General features: G+C 52.6%; 16 protein-coding genes. 12 read left to right on the top strand and 4 right to left on the bottom strand.

Annotation, left to right across the window (positions count from 1 at the left end; translation table 11 throughout):
• Nucleotides 1-130: 130 nt before the first annotated feature.
• A complete protein-coding gene (gene metJ, locus BZK42_RS20005) occupies nt 131-448 on the top strand; it encodes a met regulon transcriptional regulator MetJ (protein ID WP_003825168.1) in 318 nt (105 codons plus the stop codon).
• A 53-nt stretch (nt 449-501) separates the two neighbouring features.
• Here metJ and BZK42_RS20000 read toward each other — a convergent pair whose 3' ends face one another.
• The 3 genes from BZK42_RS20000 to rpmE all read right to left on the bottom strand — a co-directional run bounded on the left by BZK42_RS20000 (nt 502) and on the right by rpmE (nt 3246).
• Complete coding sequence (locus BZK42_RS20000) at nt 502-1926, bottom strand: MFS transporter (protein WP_053388904.1); 1425 nt, start codon at nt 1924-1926, stop codon at nt 502-504.
• Nucleotides 1927-2013: 87 nt separating this feature from the next.
• A complete protein-coding gene (locus BZK42_RS19995; RefSeq protein WP_046276401.1) occupies nt 2014-2694 on the bottom strand; it encodes an oligogalacturonate-specific porin KdgM family protein in 681 nt (226 codons plus the stop codon).
• Between the two features lie 339 nt (nt 2695-3033).
• Nucleotides 3034-3246: a 50S ribosomal protein L31 gene (rpmE, locus tag BZK42_RS19990; protein WP_008787040.1), complete on the bottom strand. Its 213-nt coding sequence runs from the start codon at nt 3244-3246 to the stop codon at nt 3034-3036.
• Between the two features lie 257 nt (nt 3247-3503).
• Here rpmE and priA point away from each other — a divergent pair, with 257 nt between their 5' ends.
• The 7 genes from priA to rraA all read left to right on the top strand — a co-directional run bounded on the left by priA (nt 3504) and on the right by rraA (nt 11490).
• On the top strand, nt 3504-5702 hold the full coding sequence (priA, locus tag BZK42_RS19985; protein WP_016155264.1) for a primosomal protein N': 2199 nt from the start codon (nt 3504-3506) through the stop codon (nt 5700-5702).
• Between the two features lie 156 nt (nt 5703-5858).
• Nucleotides 5859-6884: a DNA-binding transcriptional regulator CytR gene (gene cytR, locus BZK42_RS19980; RefSeq protein WP_016157916.1), complete on the top strand. Its 1026-nt coding sequence runs from the start codon at nt 5859-5861 to the stop codon at nt 6882-6884.
• Between the two features lie 93 nt (nt 6885-6977).
• Nucleotides 6978-7952, top strand: a complete 975-nt coding sequence (gene ftsN, locus BZK42_RS19970; RefSeq protein ID WP_072034356.1) for a cell division protein FtsN — start codon at nt 6978-6980, stop codon at nt 7950-7952.
• A gap of 91 nt (nt 7953-8043) precedes the next feature.
• A complete protein-coding gene (gene hslV / locus BZK42_RS19965) occupies nt 8044-8574 on the top strand; it encodes an ATP-dependent protease subunit HslV (protein ID WP_003028805.1) in 531 nt (176 codons plus the stop codon).
• 9 nt (nt 8575-8583) lie between these two features.
• Nucleotides 8584-9915, top strand: coding sequence for an ATP-dependent protease ATPase subunit HslU (gene hslU / locus BZK42_RS19960; RefSeq protein ID WP_003028803.1), 1332 nt, complete (start codon nt 8584-8586; stop codon nt 9913-9915).
• A 67-nt stretch (nt 9916-9982) separates the two neighbouring features.
• Entirely contained in the window at nt 9983-10912 is a 930-nt protein-coding gene (gene menA, locus BZK42_RS19955; protein ID WP_016157915.1) for a 1,4-dihydroxy-2-naphthoate polyprenyltransferase, read from the top strand.
• A gap of 92 nt (nt 10913-11004) precedes the next feature.
• A complete protein-coding gene (gene rraA, locus BZK42_RS19950; protein ID WP_008787034.1) occupies nt 11005-11490 on the top strand; it encodes a ribonuclease E activity regulator RraA in 486 nt (161 codons plus the stop codon).
• A gap of 220 nt (nt 11491-11710) precedes the next feature.
• Here the strand turns inward: rraA and zapB are convergent, their stop codons facing one another.
• A complete protein-coding gene (zapB, locus tag BZK42_RS19945; RefSeq protein ID WP_019077914.1) occupies nt 11711-11956 on the bottom strand; it encodes a septal ring assembly protein ZapB in 246 nt (81 codons plus the stop codon).
• A gap of 428 nt (nt 11957-12384) precedes the next feature.
• On the opposite strand from zapB, the gene BZK42_RS19940 reads away from it, so the two are divergent.
• The 4 genes from BZK42_RS19940 (at nt 12385) to fpr (ending at nt 16749) form a co-directional block, all read left to right on the top strand.
• Entirely contained in the window at nt 12385-13230 is an 846-nt protein-coding gene (locus BZK42_RS19940) for an MIP/aquaporin family protein (protein WP_016155255.1), read from the top strand.
• A 22-nt stretch (nt 13231-13252) separates the two neighbouring features.
• The gene (gene glpK, locus BZK42_RS19935; RefSeq protein ID WP_016155254.1) at nt 13253-14761 is read left to right on the top strand and encodes a glycerol kinase GlpK; all 1509 of its coding nucleotides are present in this window, start codon (nt 13253-13255) and stop codon (nt 14759-14761) included.
• Nucleotides 14762-14896: 135 nt separating this feature from the next.
• Nucleotides 14897-15907 (top strand): class II fructose-bisphosphatase, encoded by a 1011-nt coding sequence (glpX, locus tag BZK42_RS19930; RefSeq protein WP_016155253.1) that lies wholly within the window; start codon nt 14897-14899, stop codon nt 15905-15907.
• 95 nt (nt 15908-16002) lie between these two features.
• Nucleotides 16003-16749 carry a ferredoxin--NADP(+) reductase gene (gene fpr, locus BZK42_RS19925; RefSeq protein WP_016157907.1) on the top strand — a complete coding sequence of 249 codons (747 nt, stop codon included), beginning with the start codon at nt 16003-16005 and terminating at the stop codon, nt 16747-16749.
• Nucleotides 16750-16768 lie beyond the last annotated feature (19 nt).

Below are 16768 nucleotides of genomic sequence, written 5' to 3'. Positions count from 1 at the left end.
TATGCATTAGCGTACATCTGCGTCGGCTTACTTCGTGTCAGGGCCACGCCACTACGATAAACTACGCGCAATTATGGTCCGGGCTCAGGTTCTGGCCTCAATATTAATGACAAAGAGGATTAGGTATCTCATGGCTGAATGGAGCGGCGAATATATCAGCCCATACGCTGAGCACGGTAAGAAGAGTGAGCAAGTCAAAAAAATTACGGTTTCCATTCCTCTGAAGGTGTTAAAAATCCTTACCGATGAACGCACGCGTCGTCAGGTTAACAACCTGCGTCACGCCACCAACAGCGAACTGCTGTGTGAAGCGTTTCTGCATGCTTTTACCGGGCAACCATTACCCAACGATGACGACCTGCGTAAAGAGCGCAGCGATGAAATCCCGGAAGAAGCAAAGGTAATCATGCGTGAACTGGGTATCAACCCGGAAACGTGGGAATACTGATTTTTCAAGACAGATGAGAAAAGGCGGGATTACTCCCGCCGCTTCTCACTACGTTACTTACTGATACCATTAAGCTTATTCAATGTTTCTTCCATTTTGAGCGTCTCTTTACGGTTCAATGGATAGAAATAAATCAGAATGACTGCTGCCAAAAACAGGCATAAAGCCGGTAACAGATTTGCCATCGTATAGATGTTTTCCTGCACAATGCTGGTTTGCACAGCGCCGCCCGTTGACGAAGATTGATAACCAATGATGGCCAGCATAAAGCCGCCAATAGCCCCAGCGCACGCCTGGCCAACCTTGCGGGCGAAGAAGTTCACGCCATAGACGGTCCCATCTTCACGATCGCCGGTGACATACTGGTGATAATCACACACATCGGTCATAAACGCCCAAATCATCAGGTTGAATAACCCGGCACCCAGCGTCGCCAGGAACAGGAAAACCAAATAAACCTTCGCGTCGGTAATGTGGGTGAAGTACATAATCACATACATGGCTACCGCAAAGAGCAGCGCGCCTACGCTGGCTTCTTTCTTACCAAAGCGCTTCGTGAGCCAGGATGCCGAGGGTGCCAGCAAAACCAGAGAGCCAAAGGTGAATAGCAATGCAACGGACATGGCCTCTTTGTTATGGAAATAGTCATTAAACAGGTAAGTCATGTTGGTACCAGACAACCCCTGATTAATCACAATCAGCAGATCCACAACCACTAAAACAATTAGCGCTTTATTGCGTATCAGCCCCTTCAGCAGCACAGAAACCGGCATGCTCTCTTTTCTTTCCACCCGCACGCGTTCCGTCGTTAACTGACAGGTCAACGTTAAAAAGATAAACCCCAGCACAGAACAACCAATGGCAATCCAGAAGAAATGCTGTCCAGAGATCACCTGGCTTCCGTCCACCAGAGTGGTGTACATCAGGATCGGAATAAAAAAGCCGGTTGTCCCGCCGCCGATGGCGGACCCAACGCTGCGCCAGGTTGACAGCGATACGCGATCTTCCGGATTCGAGCTAATCGCCGCAGACATGGCACCATACGGAATACTCACTGTCGATAACAGCGAACCGTAAATAAAATAGGAACAGCAGATGTAGATAATTTTCGCCGTATAAGAAAAATCATGCACAAACGGCAGGAACAGAACGACCGCAATGATGCAAAACGGGTACTTCATGCGGCGCACCCAGGGGTTAAATCGCCCATGTACCGTCAGTTTAGAGGTATCACATAAGCGCCCTACGCCAACGTCGACAAACGCATCAAAGAGTTTGGTCACAAAATAGAGTGAACCAACAATAACACCGGAAATACCGAGTACGTTGGTGTAATAAATCATTAAAAAACTATTTACCAGTCCAAGAATAAAACAGGTTCCGAGGTCACCACATAAATAACCGAATTTATCTCTTAATCCGAAAGGCCTGACAGCAATATTTTGATTGCTTCCGATCATTGTTCCATCATTAGACATGATGTTAACTCCTTAGACACATTATTCACGCAAACTATGCGTATACCGATGCTCAGCATAATAAATCGATACGAAGTGTATTAACGGTCAGAAGTTATAACCGAGACCAACGCGATAGCGGGTCTGACGATCGTCTGTGGTTGTGGTGTTATACCCCGAGGAAACGTTACCCACCTCAACAAATGGAACCCATGAGCCTATTTTATACGCCACACGGAAGTTATATTCGTAATCGTCTTTTCGGTTGTTATATAAATCTTCGCTATCGGCAATTTTATAAATGCCATTTAGCTCAAACATCCAGTCATTGATGTTATAACCGAGCCATGCTTCCGGACGATAGACCATGCGGTCATCCTTGCCGTCAGTGTTTCTGCGCATGTACTCCTGACGATAGCGGAACGCGGTCCACCAATTGTCATTGATGTTATACTGCACGCGAATATAAGGCTTATAAATCGCGATGTTATCGCCCGTTTCGATCGCAATACCCGGCTGCCAGACAAGGTCATTCCAGGTGAACTGGTAGCTCGCCGTATACTCGTTGCCATTACTTTCCATATTATTCCACGCATCATTAGATTGCGTATTTTCGGAACGTGAAATGGCCTCGACTGCCACACCAAAACCAGTAGCAAAACGATGCGACATATAAACACGGTCGTAATTACGACCATCATCATAATATTCATGTCGATAATCAACATAACCCGCTTGCGCGGCCGCAGAGAATAATGAAATCAGTAATAACGCGGATTTAAATTTCATGACCATCCCTCTTCACACTAAATCTAGGAAATTGCCCATCTCGCTCCGTCCATAAATGAAGAAACGATGAAGGAATAAGAATAATTTTATATTTCCACGAAAGTGTATTTTAGAAAGAAGGAAGAAACCTTTGGTATTTTGCCAAAGATTGGCATAAGTGGCAAAAACAAGAAGATAAAAAGGACGCAGATCACCAGTTGAAACATTTTATCGTAAAAATAAAAACGCTGTTTTATTTATTAAATAAAAGACATCATTCAATACATCAATACGAATTTCAGTCTGCAGGCGCAGATACAAAAAAAGCGCCATAAGGCGCTTTTTTCTGACAGCTGAAACTTACTTGCTGCCTGGGATGCTGAAACGCTTGTTGAAGCGATCAACACGGCCACCGGTAGCAACATCACGCTGCTTGCCAGTATAGAACGGGTGGCACTGACCGCACACGTCCAGGTTCAGATCGTGACCGACGGTAGAGCGGATTTTCATGACGTTACCGCAAGAGCAGTTTGCAGTAATTTCTTCGTATTTCGGGTGAATATCTTTTTTCATGGGAAAACCTCGGTTTAAGGCCGCGTCGCTCTTCCAGCCCTAACGCCAGACACCACGCGATGTTAATTATTCCCCGTCACCTTTCACGCTGCATCAACAGCCTGAAACTCTCGGGTAATGGTCATTGTTTGACGCAATCAATTTGCATCAAAGGCGGCGAATCATACAGAAATTAACCTGCTCATGCAAACTGATCCGCATTCTACCCTTCACTAATGTGTATACTAACCCGCCAGATTTCAAGTCAGGATGATTCAATGCCCGTTGCGCACGTTGCCTTACCCGTTCCGCTACCTCGCACCTTTGACTACCTGCTGCCGGAAGGCATGAGCGCCAAAGCCGGGTGTCGTGTACGCGTGCCCTTTGGCAAGCAACAGGAGCGCGTGGGCATCGTTTTATCCGTCAGCGAGCACAGCGAACTGCCGCTGAGCGAATTGAAAGCCGTTCTCGAAGTGCTGGACAGCGAGCCGGTTTATTCGACCTCCGTCTGGCGTCTGCTGCTGTGGGCGGCTGACTATTATCACCATCCTATCGGCGACGTACTGTTTCACGCCCTGCCGATTCTGCTGCGCCAGGGACGCCCGGCGACAAACGCGCCCATATGGTACTGGTTTGCCACTGAAGAAGGTCAGGTTATTGATCTCAACAGCCTCAAGCGCTCTCCCAAGCAACAGCAGGCGCTGGCTGCGCTACGCCAGGGAAAAATCTGGCGCGACCAGGTGGCTGAGCTCGAATTTAATGACGCCGCATTACAGGCGCTGCGGAAAAAAGGGCTGTGCGATCTGGCGAGCGAAACGCCTGGTTTTAGCGACTGGCGTACCCACTACGCGGTTTCCGGTGAGCGTCTTCGACTGAACACCGAGCAAGCCACCGCCGTCGGGGCGATTCACAGCGCCGCGGACAGTTTTAGCGCCTGGCTATTAGCGGGCGTGACGGGCTCAGGCAAAACAGAGGTCTATCTAAGCGTACTGGAAAATGTCCTGGCCCAGGGCAAGCAGGCGCTGGTGATGGTGCCGGAGATTGGCCTGACGCCGCAAACTATTGCCCGTTTTCGCGAACGCTTCAATGCGCCGGTCGAAGTCCTGCACTCCGGTTTGAACGACAGCGAACGTCTTTCGGCCTGGCTGAAAGCAAAAAATGGCGAAGCGGCGATTGTTATCGGCACGCGCTCGTCGCTGTTTACACCGTTTAAAAATCTCGGCGTGATTGTCATCGACGAAGAGCACGACAGCTCTTATAAACAGCAGGAAGGCTGGCGCTATCATGCGCGCGATCTCGCGGTTTATCGCGCCCACAGCGAGCAGATCCCGATTATTCTCGGCTCAGCCACTCCGGCTCTGGAAACGCTGTGCAACGTGCGACAGAAAAAATATCGCATGCTGCGCCTGACGCGCCGTGCCGGAAATGCGCGCCCAGCCACTCAGCACGTGCTGGATCTCAAAGGTCAGCAGGTGCAGGCCGGACTCGCCCCTGCGCTTATCACCCGTATGCGTCAGCACCTGCAGGCGGATAACCAGGTGATCCTGTTTTTGAACCGCCGGGGCTTTGCTCCTGCGCTGCTGTGTCATGACTGCGGCTGGATTGCCGAATGTCCGCGCTGCGATCACTACTACACGCTGCATCAGGCACAGCACCATTTACGCTGCCACCACTGCGACAGCCAGCGCCCAATACCACGTCAGTGCCCTTCCTGCGGCTCAACGCATATGGTTCCGGTTGGACTCGGCACCGAACAGCTTGAGCAGGCTCTGGCCCCTTTTTTCCCCGGTGTGCCAATCTCACGCATCGATCGCGACACCACCAGCCGTAAAGGGTCGCTGGAGCAGCATCTGGCGGAAGTACATCGCGGCGGCGCACGAATTCTGATCGGCACGCAAATGCTGGCCAAAGGCCACCACTTCCCGGACGTCACCCTGGTGGCGCTTCTGGACGTTGACGGCGCACTATTTTCTGCAGATTTCCGGTCGGCAGAACGCTTCGCCCAGCTTTACACGCAGGTCTCCGGGCGAGCAGGACGCGCCGGGAAACAGGGCGAAGTGGTGCTACAAACGCACCATCCTGAGCATCCGCTGCTGCAAACTTTGCTGTACAAAGGTTATGACGCGTTTGCCGAGCAGGCGCTGGCCGAGCGACAAACGCTCCAGCTTCCACCGTGGACCAGCCATGTGATCGTGCGGGCAGAAGATCATAACAACCAGCATGCGCCAATGTTCTTACAACAGTTGCGAAATCTGATCCAGGCCAGTCCGCTTGCCGATGACAAACTGTGGGTGCTCGGCCCGGTTCCCGCTCTGGCCCCCAAGCGCGGCGGTCGCTATCGCTGGCAAATTTTGTTGCAACATCCGTCGCGAATTCGCCTGCAGCATATCGTCAGCGGCACGCTGGCGCTGATCAATACGTTACCCGATGCACGTAAGGTTAAATGGGTGCTGGATGTCGATCCCATCGAGGGATAATCCCTCACGATGCGAGGCGGATCGTAAAATTAAAGATCCATCACACTTTTTATGAAAATTCTGTAACCGCTTCCATTAACTATCTGATAAAAATGTTTCAGATGAAGGCTATTCAAGGACGAGTCTGTGCCAGCAGCTCTCTGGCGAGGAGAAAGAGTGAAACCGAATAAGCAGGTTGCCGCCGCTACGATGAAAGATGTTGCTCTGAAGGCGAAAGTCTCAACGGCAACCGTATCCCGCGCATTAATGAACCCGGACAAAGTCTCGCAGTCAACCCGTAACAAGGTTGAACAGGCTGCGCTGGAAGTGGGATATTTACCCCAATCAATGGGACGCAACGTTAAGCGTAATGAATCACGTACCATTCTGGTGATTGTCCCGGATATCTGCGATCCGTTTTTTAGCGAAGTGATTCGCGGCATAGAAGTGACCGCCGCTGAGCAGGGATATCTGGTGCTTATCGGCGACTGCGCCCACCAGAATCAGCAGGAAAAGACCTTCCTCAACCTCATTATCACCAAACAGATCGATGGCATGGTGCTGCTCAGTTCGCGACTGCCGTTTGATGCCAGCGTGGAAGAGCAGCGCAACTTGCCGCCGATGGTCATGTCCAACGAGTTCGCGCCAGAGCTGGAACTCCCCACCGTGCACATTGATAATCTCACCGCCGCCTTCAACGCGATGAACTATCTGCTGGAACTGGGGCATAAACGCATTGGCTGTATCGCCGGACCAGAGGATATGCCGCTGTGCCATTACCGTCTGCAAGGTTACGTTCAGGCATTGCGCCGCAGTGGAATTACGGTCGATCCGCATTTCATCGCGCGTGGTGACTTTACCTATGAAGCGGGAGCCAATGCGCTTAAGCAACTCCTTGAGCTTCCACAGCCACCTACTGCGGTCTTTTGCCACAGCGATGTCATGGCGCTGGGGGCACTCTCTTACGCCAAACGTCAGGGTCTGAAGGTACCTGACGATTTATCCATCATTGGCTTTGATAATATTTCGCTCACGGAATTTTGTGATCCACCCCTGACAACCGTCGCACAGCCGCGTTTCGATATCGGACGTGAAGCTATGCTGTTACTGCTCGATCAACTACAAGGTCAGAACGTCAGCAGTGGCTCACGTTTACTGGACTGCGAGCTTATTATTCGGGGCACTACCCGGGCACTGACGTAAAGTAAAGTGCTTTCGGACTCCCCTGTCTGGTCAAAGGCCCGCCGCTTAAGTAACATGGCGGGCTGACGAACGAATAAATACAGCGAAACGATAGTGGCACAACGAGATTATGTACGTCGCGGCCAACCGGCACCTTCGCGGCGCAAGAAGAGCACATCACGGAAAAAACAACGCAATACGCCTGCGGTATCGCCCGCTATGGTTGCTATTGCTGCAGCCGTACTCGTGACCTTTATCGGTGGTCTGTACTTCATTACGCATCACAAGAAAGAAGAGTCCGAAACGCTGCAAAACCAGAAAGTCACCGGTAATGGCATCCCGCCAAAACCGGAAGAGCGCTGGCGATACATCAAAGAGCTGGAAAGCCGTCAGCCTGGCGTACGTGCGCCTACCGAACCGTCTGCAGGCGGCGAGGTACTGAACGCCGATCAGCTTACCAATGAGCAGCGCCAGTTGTTGGCGCAAATGCAGGCCGATATGCGCCAACAGCCAACGCAGCTCAACGAAGTACCGTGGAACGAACAAACTGCGGAACAACGCCAGCAAACGCTGCAGCGTCAACGTCAGGTGCAACAGCAGCAGTGGAATAACACCCAACAGCAGGCTCAACAGCCGCGCCAACGGGTAACAGAACAGCCGTACCAGCAGCAGCAAACGCGTACTGCGCAAGCCGCACCGGTACAGCAGCCGAAGGCGCAGCCAAAACCGGCGGCCCAACAGCCGTATCAGGATCTACTGCAAACACCTGCGCATACCACCGCCGCTCAGCCGAAAACGCAGCCGGCCGCGCCGATAACAAATGAAACGCAGCCGCCAAAACAGACGGCGGAGAAAAAAGATGAACGCCGCTGGATGGTACAGTGCGGCTCATTTAAAGGCGCTGAGCAGGCAGAAACCGTGCGCGCGCAGTTGGCTTTTGAAGGCTTCAACTCACGTATTACCACCAATAACGGCTGGAATCGCGTGGTCATTGGCCCGGTCAAAGGCAAAGAGAATGCCGACAACACCATCAGCCGCCTGAAAGTTGCTGGTCACACAAACTGCATTCGACTCGCCACTGGGGGTTGAAACCCCCAAAATCCCCCCCATCTATACTTGCATTACGCCCCGCATACTGCGCGGGGCCTGTGTTTTGCATTTGTAACCAAGGGGTCTGCTCGTGACAACAATAGTAAGCGTACGCCGTAACGGCCATGTGGTAATCGCCGGTGATGGTCAGGCCACACTGGGTAACACCGTAATGAAAGGCAACGTGAAGAAAGTCCGCCGTCTGTACAACGACAAAGTCATCGCGGGCTTTGCGGGCGGTACTGCGGATGCATTCACGCTGTTTGAACTGTTTGAACGCAAGCTGGAAATGCACCAGGGTCACCTGGTGAAAGCTGCCGTTGAACTGGCAAAAGACTGGCGTACCGACCGTATGCTGCGCAAACTCGAAGCGCTGCTGGCCGTTGCGGATGAAACTGCATCACTCATCATCACCGGTAACGGCGACGTCATCCAGCCAGAAAACGATCTGATTGCCATCGGCTCCGGCGGTCCCTACGCCCAGGCTGCTGCACGCGCTTTGCTGGAAAACACCGAGCTTGGCGCACGCGAGATTGCTGAGAAAGCGTTGGATATTGCAGGGGATATCTGCATTTATACCAACCACTTCCATACCATCGAAGAATTGAACTCCAAAGCGTAAGGATCCCCCATGTCTGAAATGACCCCACGCGAAATTGTCAGCGAACTGAACAAACACATCATCGGCCAGGACAACGCTAAGCGTTCCGTGGCGATTGCCCTGCGTAACCGCTGGCGCCGCATGCAGCTCAACGAAGAGCTGCGCCATGAAGTTACGCCGAAAAACATTCTGATGATTGGCCCAACCGGCGTCGGTAAAACCGAAATCGCCCGTCGTCTGGCAAAACTGGCCAACGCGCCGTTCATCAAAGTTGAAGCAACGAAATTCACCGAAGTCGGCTATGTTGGTAAAGAAGTTGACTCTATCATCCGCGATCTGACCGATGCTGCCATCAAAATGGTCCGCGTTCAGGCCATCGAGAAAAACCGCTTCCGTGCCGAAGAGATGGCGGAAGAGCGCATTCTCGACGTGCTGATCCCACCGGCTAAAAATAACTGGGGACAGTCAGAGCAGCCGCAGGAACCTTCTGCAGCGCGTCAGGCGTTCCGTAAAAAACTGCGTGAAGGCCAACTGGATGATAAAGAGATCGAAATCGATCTCGCGGCCGCACCGATGGGCGTTGAAATCATGGCGCCTCCGGGAATGGAAGAGATGACCAGCCAGCTACAGTCCATGTTCCAGAACCTGGGCGGTCAGAAGCAAAAACCGCGTAAGCTGAAAATCAAAGACGCGATGAAGCTGCTGATTGAAGAAGAAGCGGCCAAACTGGTGAATCCGGAAGAGCTGAAACAGGAAGCTATCGACGCCGTTGAGCAACACGGAATCGTGTTTATCGACGAAATCGACAAAATCTGTAAGCGCGGCGAATCCTCCGGCCCGGACGTGTCCCGTGAAGGCGTACAGCGCGACCTGCTGCCGCTGGTTGAAGGCTGCACGGTCTCCACTAAACACGGTATGGTGAAAACAGACCACATTCTGTTTATCGCCTCTGGCGCATTCCAGGTAGCGAAACCGTCTGACCTGATCCCGGAACTGCAGGGTCGTCTGCCGATTCGTGTCGAGCTGCAGGCGCTGACCACCAGCGATTTTGAGCGTATCCTTACCGAACCGAATGCCTCCATCACCGTCCAGTACAAAGCGCTGATGGCGACCGAAGGTGTGGACATCAACTTCACCGAATCGGGCATTAAACGCATTGCCGAAGCGGCCTGGCAGGTCAATGAAACCACCGAAAACATCGGTGCACGTCGTCTGCATACCGTTCTCGAGCGTCTGATGGAAGATATTTCCTATGATGCGAGCGATTTAAACGGCCAAAGCATCACAATTGATGCCGAATATGTGAGCAAACATCTGGATGCGCTGGTCGCAGATGAAGATCTGAGCCGTTTTATCCTATAATCGCGTTCAATGCATTTTCATCACTGTTGATGGGGCTGATAAAGCCCCATTTTTATTGGCGCTAAATATGACTGAACAACAAAAAATTAGCCGCTCACAAGCCTGGCTGGAAAGTTTACGACCTAAGACCTTACCGCTCGCCTTCGCGGCGATCATCGTCGGTACGGCATTAGCATGGTGGCAAGGATACTTCGATCCGCTGGTTGCTCTGTTGGCATTGATTACGGCAGGACTGCTGCAAATTCTGTCCAACCTCGCTAACGACTATGGCGATGCCGTCAAAGGCAGCGACAAGCCCGACCGCATTGGACCACTGCGCGGTATGCAAAAAGGGGTTATCACCCAACAGCAGATGAAGCGTGCGCTGATCGTTACCGTGGTGTTGATCTGTCTGTCGGGTCTGGCCCTGGTTGCTGTGGCCTGTCACACGCTGGCGGATTTTGTCGGTTTCCTGGTACTTGGTGGCCTGTCGATTATCGCGGCGATCACCTACACCGTGGGTAATCGCCCTTACGGATATATCGGTCTGGGCGATATTTCCGTGCTGGTATTCTTTGGCTGGCTTAGCGTGATGGGAAGCTGGTATCTGCAGGCGCATACGCTGATTCCGGCGCTGATTCTGCCTGCCACCGCCTGTGGCCTGCTGGCAACTGCCGTGCTCAACGTTAACAACCTGCGCGATATCAACAGCGACAGAGAGAACGGCAAGAACACGCTGGTAGTACGTTTAGGTGCCGTCAATGCCCGCCGCTACCATGCCTGCCTGCTGATGGGGACGCTGGTTTGTCTGGCGCTGTTTAACCTGTTTTCGCTACAAAGTCTGTGGGGATGGCTGTTTATCCTTGCCGCTCCGCTGCTTTTCAAACAGGCGCGTTACGTGATGCGCGAAATGGATCCTGCGGCAATGCGTCCGATGCTGGAACGCACCGTAAAAGCGGCACTATTAACTAACTTGCTGTTTGTCGTTGGAATTTTCTTAAGTCAGTGGTCTCTTTAACTGACAAATATCAATTAACAATTGATGATTTTGCCAACAGTACACATAGCGCGATATACTAAAAATTCTCGCAGCAACTGAACGTTAAGCCTATGAAATACGATACATCCGAGCTTTGTGACATCTATCAGGAAGATGTCAACGTCGTGGAACCGCTGTTCTCTAACTTTGGAGGACGGTCGTCGTTTGGCGGACAAATCATCACGGTAAAATGTTTCGAGGACAACGGGTTGCTGTACGATCTGCTCGAACAAAATGGCCGTGGTCGCATTCTGCTGGTCGATGGCGGCGGTTCTGTCCGTCGTGCGCTGGTCGATGCCGAACTGGCACGACTGGCCGTACAGAATGAATGGGAAGGTCTGGTCATCTACGGCTCAGTCCGCCAGGTAGACGATCTGGAAGAACTGGATATCGGCATTCAGGCGATTGCCGCAATTCCGGTAGGTGCTTCAGGAGAAGGTATTGGGGAAAGCGATGTGCGCGTCAACTTTGGCGGCGTGACATTCTTCTCCGGCGACCACCTGTACGCCGACAACACCGGGATAATCCTCTCCGAAGACCCGCTCGATATCGAGTAAGTGAAAAAGGCACCGCAAGGTGCCTTTTTTATGCGTTGTCACTGATTGCCGGTTGGCGGCTTACGCCTTATCCGGCCTACAGGCACTCACAGTCTACATCCTCTATAGATTTCGCGTCAGGGCAAGGCGGCAAGTAAGTGAATCCCAGGAGCATAGGCCACTATGTGACTGGGGTGAATGTACGCAGCCAACGCCGCCATAACGTGAAATATGACGAGGATTAGACTTCTTCCATACGCCCCAACAGGGCATGCAGACGATCCTGCCAGCCGTTCTGCTGTTCTTTCAGGTTGTTGTTCTCACGCTCCAGCTCTTCACGCTGCTGCTGTGCAGACTGAACTTCCTGCGACAGTGAGTTGTTCTTTTCTTTCAGCTCTTCGATTTCCATCTGCAACAGCGTGATGGTATCAATCGCCTGCTGTACTTTTGCTTCCAGTTTCTCAAACACTTCTAATGACATCGTCATACCTCTCCTGAATTGCAAGGCGTTGATGGATAAAAATCCTCGTCCCGATAACCGGCGACGCCTTAATAAAAACGAGCGCACTCTACTTAACACCGATTGTATGAAGCCGCGTCATCCCTGTCCAGCGGCATCCCGCGCAGATTGCGGTTTGCAACACTTTTCGTCTTTCTCCTGGTGACATTACTATCATAACTCTTAAGTGTTAACGAATTGATCATTGAAATGATTCAGCTCACACTATTTTTGTATAACAAATACCGCGAAATGGCGCGATAACGCTCATTTTGTTGATGGAGTACACACATTTCAATTTCGATATTTCTCGTTTTTGAGCGTTAACGATAAATTAACAGTGTGCCTACCGGCTCCGGGGATGTCAGTGACCTTCTCGCATACAATAAACATTAAACTCTCTTCAGGATCCGATTATGAGTCAAACATCAACCTTAAAAGGCCAGTGCATTGCTGAATTCCTCGGTACCGGGTTGTTGATTTTCTTCGGTGTGGGATGTGTCGCTGCACTCAAAGTTGCTGGGGCTACTTTTGGTCAGTGGGAAATCAGTATCATCTGGGGTCTGGGGGTAGCGATGGCTATCTATCTGACTGCAGGCGTTTCTGGTGCACACCTGAATCCAGCGGTAACCATCGCACTCTGGCTGTTCGCCTGTTTTGATAAACGCAAAGTTGCTCCTTTTATTATTTCGCAAATTGCCGGCGCCTTTTGCGCAGCGGCACTGGTTTACGGGCTTTATTACAATCTTTTCATCGATTTCGAACAAACTAACCATATCGTGCGCGGCAGTACCGAAAGCCTGGGTCTGGCAGGTACTTTCTCGACCTATCCGAACCCGCATATCAATTTTGTGCAGGCCTTCGCGGTTGAAATGGTCATTACCGCTATTCTAATGGGGCTGATTCTGGCTCTGACCGACGATGGTAACGGTGTACCTCGTGGTCCGCTGGCACCACTGCTGATCGGCTTGTTGATCGCCGTTATTGGTGCTTCCATGGGTCCGCTAACAGGTTTTGCGATGAACCCGGCACGTGACTTCGGACCGAAACTCTTCGCCTGGATGGCCGGATGGGGTGAGATTGCCTTCACGGGTGGTCGTGATATCCCTTACTTCCTGGTCCCGGTGTTTGGCCCGATTACCGGCGCGATTTTAGGCGCATGGGCATATCGCAAACTGATTGGTCGCCATTTACCGTGCGATGTCTGCGCGATTGAAGAGAAAGACGTTGCGACCAACACTCAACAAAAAGCTTCGCAGTAATGTGACTACGGGACAAATAATCATGACTGAAAAAAAATATATCGTTGCGCTCGACCAGGGCACCACCAGCTCCCGCGCGGTCGTAATGGACCACGATGCGAATATCGTTAGCGTTTCACAGCGCGAATTCGAGCAAATCTACCCGAAAGCAGGTTGGGTAGAACATGACCCAATGGAAATTTGGGCGACCCAAAGCTCCACGCTGGTAGAAGTTCTGGCGAAAGCCGATATCAGTTCCGATGAAATTGCAGCGATCGGTATTACCAACCAGCGTGAAACCACCATCGTCTGGGAGCGTGAGACCGGTAAACCTATCTATAACGCAATTGTGTGGCAGTGTCGTCGTACCGCGGATATCTGCGAAAAGCTCAAGCGCGACGGTATGGAAGAGTACATCCGTAATAACACGGGTCTGGTAATTGACCCGTACTTTTCCGGCACTAAAGTGAAGTGGATCCTCGACCACGTGGAAGGCTCACGTGAGCGCGCTCGTCGCGGCGAACTGCTGTTCGGTACGGTAGACACCTGGCTTATCTGGAAAATGACGCAGGGACGTGTACACGTAACGGATTACACCAACGCCTCTCGTACCATGCTGTTCAACATCCACTCCCTGGACTGGGATGACACGATGCTGGATGCGCTGGATATTCCGCGTGCAATGCTGCCAGAAGTACGTCGTTCTTCTGAAGTGTACGGCCAGACCAACATCGGTGGTAAAGGCGGCATTCGTATTCCTATCTCCGGTATTGCCGGTGACCAGCAGGCCGCTCTGTTTGGCCAGCTGTGCGTGAAGGAAGGGATGGCGAAAAACACTTACGGTACCGGCTGCTTCATGCTGATGAACACTGGCGAGAAAGCCGTTAAGTCCGAAAATGGACTACTGACCACCATCGCCTGTGGACCGACCGGGGAAGTGAACTACGCGCTGGAAGGTGCGGTATTTATGGCTGGCGCATCCATCCAGTGGCTGCGCGATGAAATGAAACTCATCAGCGATGCATTCGACTCTGAATATTTCGCCACCAAAGTGAAAGATACCAACGGCGTGTACGTCGTTCCGGCATTCACAGGCCTTGGCGCACCGTACTGGGACCCGTATGCACGCGGAGCCATCTTCGGCCTGACCCGTGGCGTAAACTCCAACCACATCATCCGCGCAACGCTTGAGTCTATCGCTTACCAGACCCGCGACGTACTGGAAGCGATGCAGGCTGACTCCGGTATTCGCCTGCACGCCCTGCGCGTTGATGGCGGTGCGGTCGCCAACAACTTCCTGATGCAGTTCCAGTCCGATATTCTCGGCACGCGCGTTGAGCGCCCGGAAGTCCGCGAAGTCACCGCATTGGGTGCGGCTTACCTTGCCGGTCTGGCAGTAGGTTTCTGGCAGAATCTGGATGAACTGCAGGAGAAAGCGGTCATCGAGCGTGAATTCCGCCCGGGCATCGAAACCACCGAGCGTAATTTCCGTTACAGCGGCTGGAAAAAAGCGGTCAAACGCGCCATGGCGTGGGAAGATCACGACGAGTAATTCGTCATTGCCGGATGGCGACTTTACCTTGTCCGGCAATATCTTCGTGCGGGGGCAACCCCGCACACACATCAATAATCTAGTCCCCTCCCCTGTGCTACACTTCGCGCCATTCCTTTCAGCTACGAGTTTGCAATGAGACGAGAACTTGCCATTGAATTTTCACGCGTGACCGAAGCGGCCGCGCTGGCTGGCTATAAATGGCTGGGCCGCGGCGATAAAAATACCGCTGATGGCGCGGCGGTGAACGCCATGCGTATTATGCTCAACCAGGTCAACATCGACGGCACCATCGTGATTGGCGAGGGTGAGATTGATGAAGCGCCGATGCTGTTTATCGGCGAGAAAGTCGGAACCGGCCACGGTGATGCGGTCGACATCGCCGTCGATCCTATCGAAGGCACGCGTATGACGGCAATGGGCCAGGCGAATGCGCTGGCGGTGCTGGCTGTAGGCGATAAAGGCTGTTTCCTGAACGCGCCAGACATGTACATGGAAAAGCTGATTGTCGGCCCTGGCGCAAAAGGGTCCATCGACCTGAACCTGTCGCTGGAAACCAACCTGCGAAACATTGCAGCCGCGCTGAACAAACCACTGAGTGACCTGACCGTCACCATCCTGGCAAAACCACGCCATGACGAGGTTATTGCAGAGATGGCGAAACTGGGCGTGCGCGTCTTCGCCATTCCTGACGGCGACGTTGCGGCCTCGATTCTGACCTGTATGCCTGACAGCGAAGTTGACGTGCTGTACGGTATTGGCGGCGCACCGGAAGGCGTGGTTTCCGCGGCCGTCATCCGCGCGCTGGACGGCGACATGCAGGGCCGCCTGCTGGCGCGCCATGACGTCAAAGGCGACAGCGAAGAGAACCGTCGTATTGGCGAACAGGAACTGGCCCGCTGCACCGCGATGGGCATTGAAGCGGGCAAAGCGCTGCGTCTGGATGAAATGGCGCGCAGCGACAACGTCATTTTCTCCGCTACCGGCATCACCAAAGGCGATCTGCTGGAAGGGATTAGCCGTAAAGGCAATATCGCAACCACCGAAACGCTGTTGATCCGCGGCAAATCACGCACGATCCGCCGCATTCAGTCGATTCACTACCTCGATCGCAAAGATCCCGATGTGCAGGCGCACATCCTGTAATTGATTTGATCAATAGAGCCTTCCAGCCCATCCGGGCTGGAAATCTTTCGTCCAACGAACGAAGATAAGGCAATCAAAGCAGACAGGAGAAAACCATGGCAGATTGGGTAACAGGCAAAGTCACAAAGGTGCAGAACTGGACCGATGCCCTGTTTAGTTTGACCGTGCGAGCTCCGGTTCTTCCCTTCACTGCAGGTCAGTTCACCAAGCTTGGCCTTGAGATCGACGGTGAGCGCGTCCAGCGCGCCTATTCCTACGTGAATGCGCCCGATAACCCCGACTTAGAATTTTATCTGGTGACGGTTCCCGACGGCAAACTCAGCCCTCAACTGGCGGCGCTAAAGCCTGGCGATGAAGTTCAGGTGGTGAGTGAGGCCGCTGGATTCTTCGTGCTGGATGAAGTCCCTGATTGCGAAACGCTATGGATGCTGGCAACCGGCACGGCTATCGGCCCGTATTTGTCGATTCTGCAACTAGGCAAAGATCTGGGTCGCTTTAAAAATCTGGTGCTGGTCCACGCCGCACGCTATGCCGCCGATTTGAGCTACCTGCCATTGATGCAGGCGCTGGAAAAGCGCTACGAAGGTAAATTACGCATCCAGACGGTTGTTAGCCGTGAGACAGCCGTAGATTCGCTGACCGGGCGTGTACCGGCGCTGATTGAAAGCGGTGAACTGGAAAAGGCGGTAGGGCTGCCAATGGATAAAGAAACCAGCCATGTGATGCTATGCGGAAATCCACAAATGGTACGCGACACGCAGCAACTGCTGAAAGAGACCCGGCAGATGACCAAACACCTGCGCCGTCGACCGGGCCATATGACTGCTGAACACTACTGGTGAGGGTTGCCGGGAGGCGCTT

Origin of the sequence: Citrobacter braakii (genome assembly GCF_002075345.1) — a bacterium.
GTDB classification, from domain to species: Bacteria; Pseudomonadota; Gammaproteobacteria; order Enterobacterales; family Enterobacteriaceae; genus Citrobacter; species Citrobacter braakii.
This window is presented reverse-complemented; position numbering and strand designations above follow the sequence as displayed.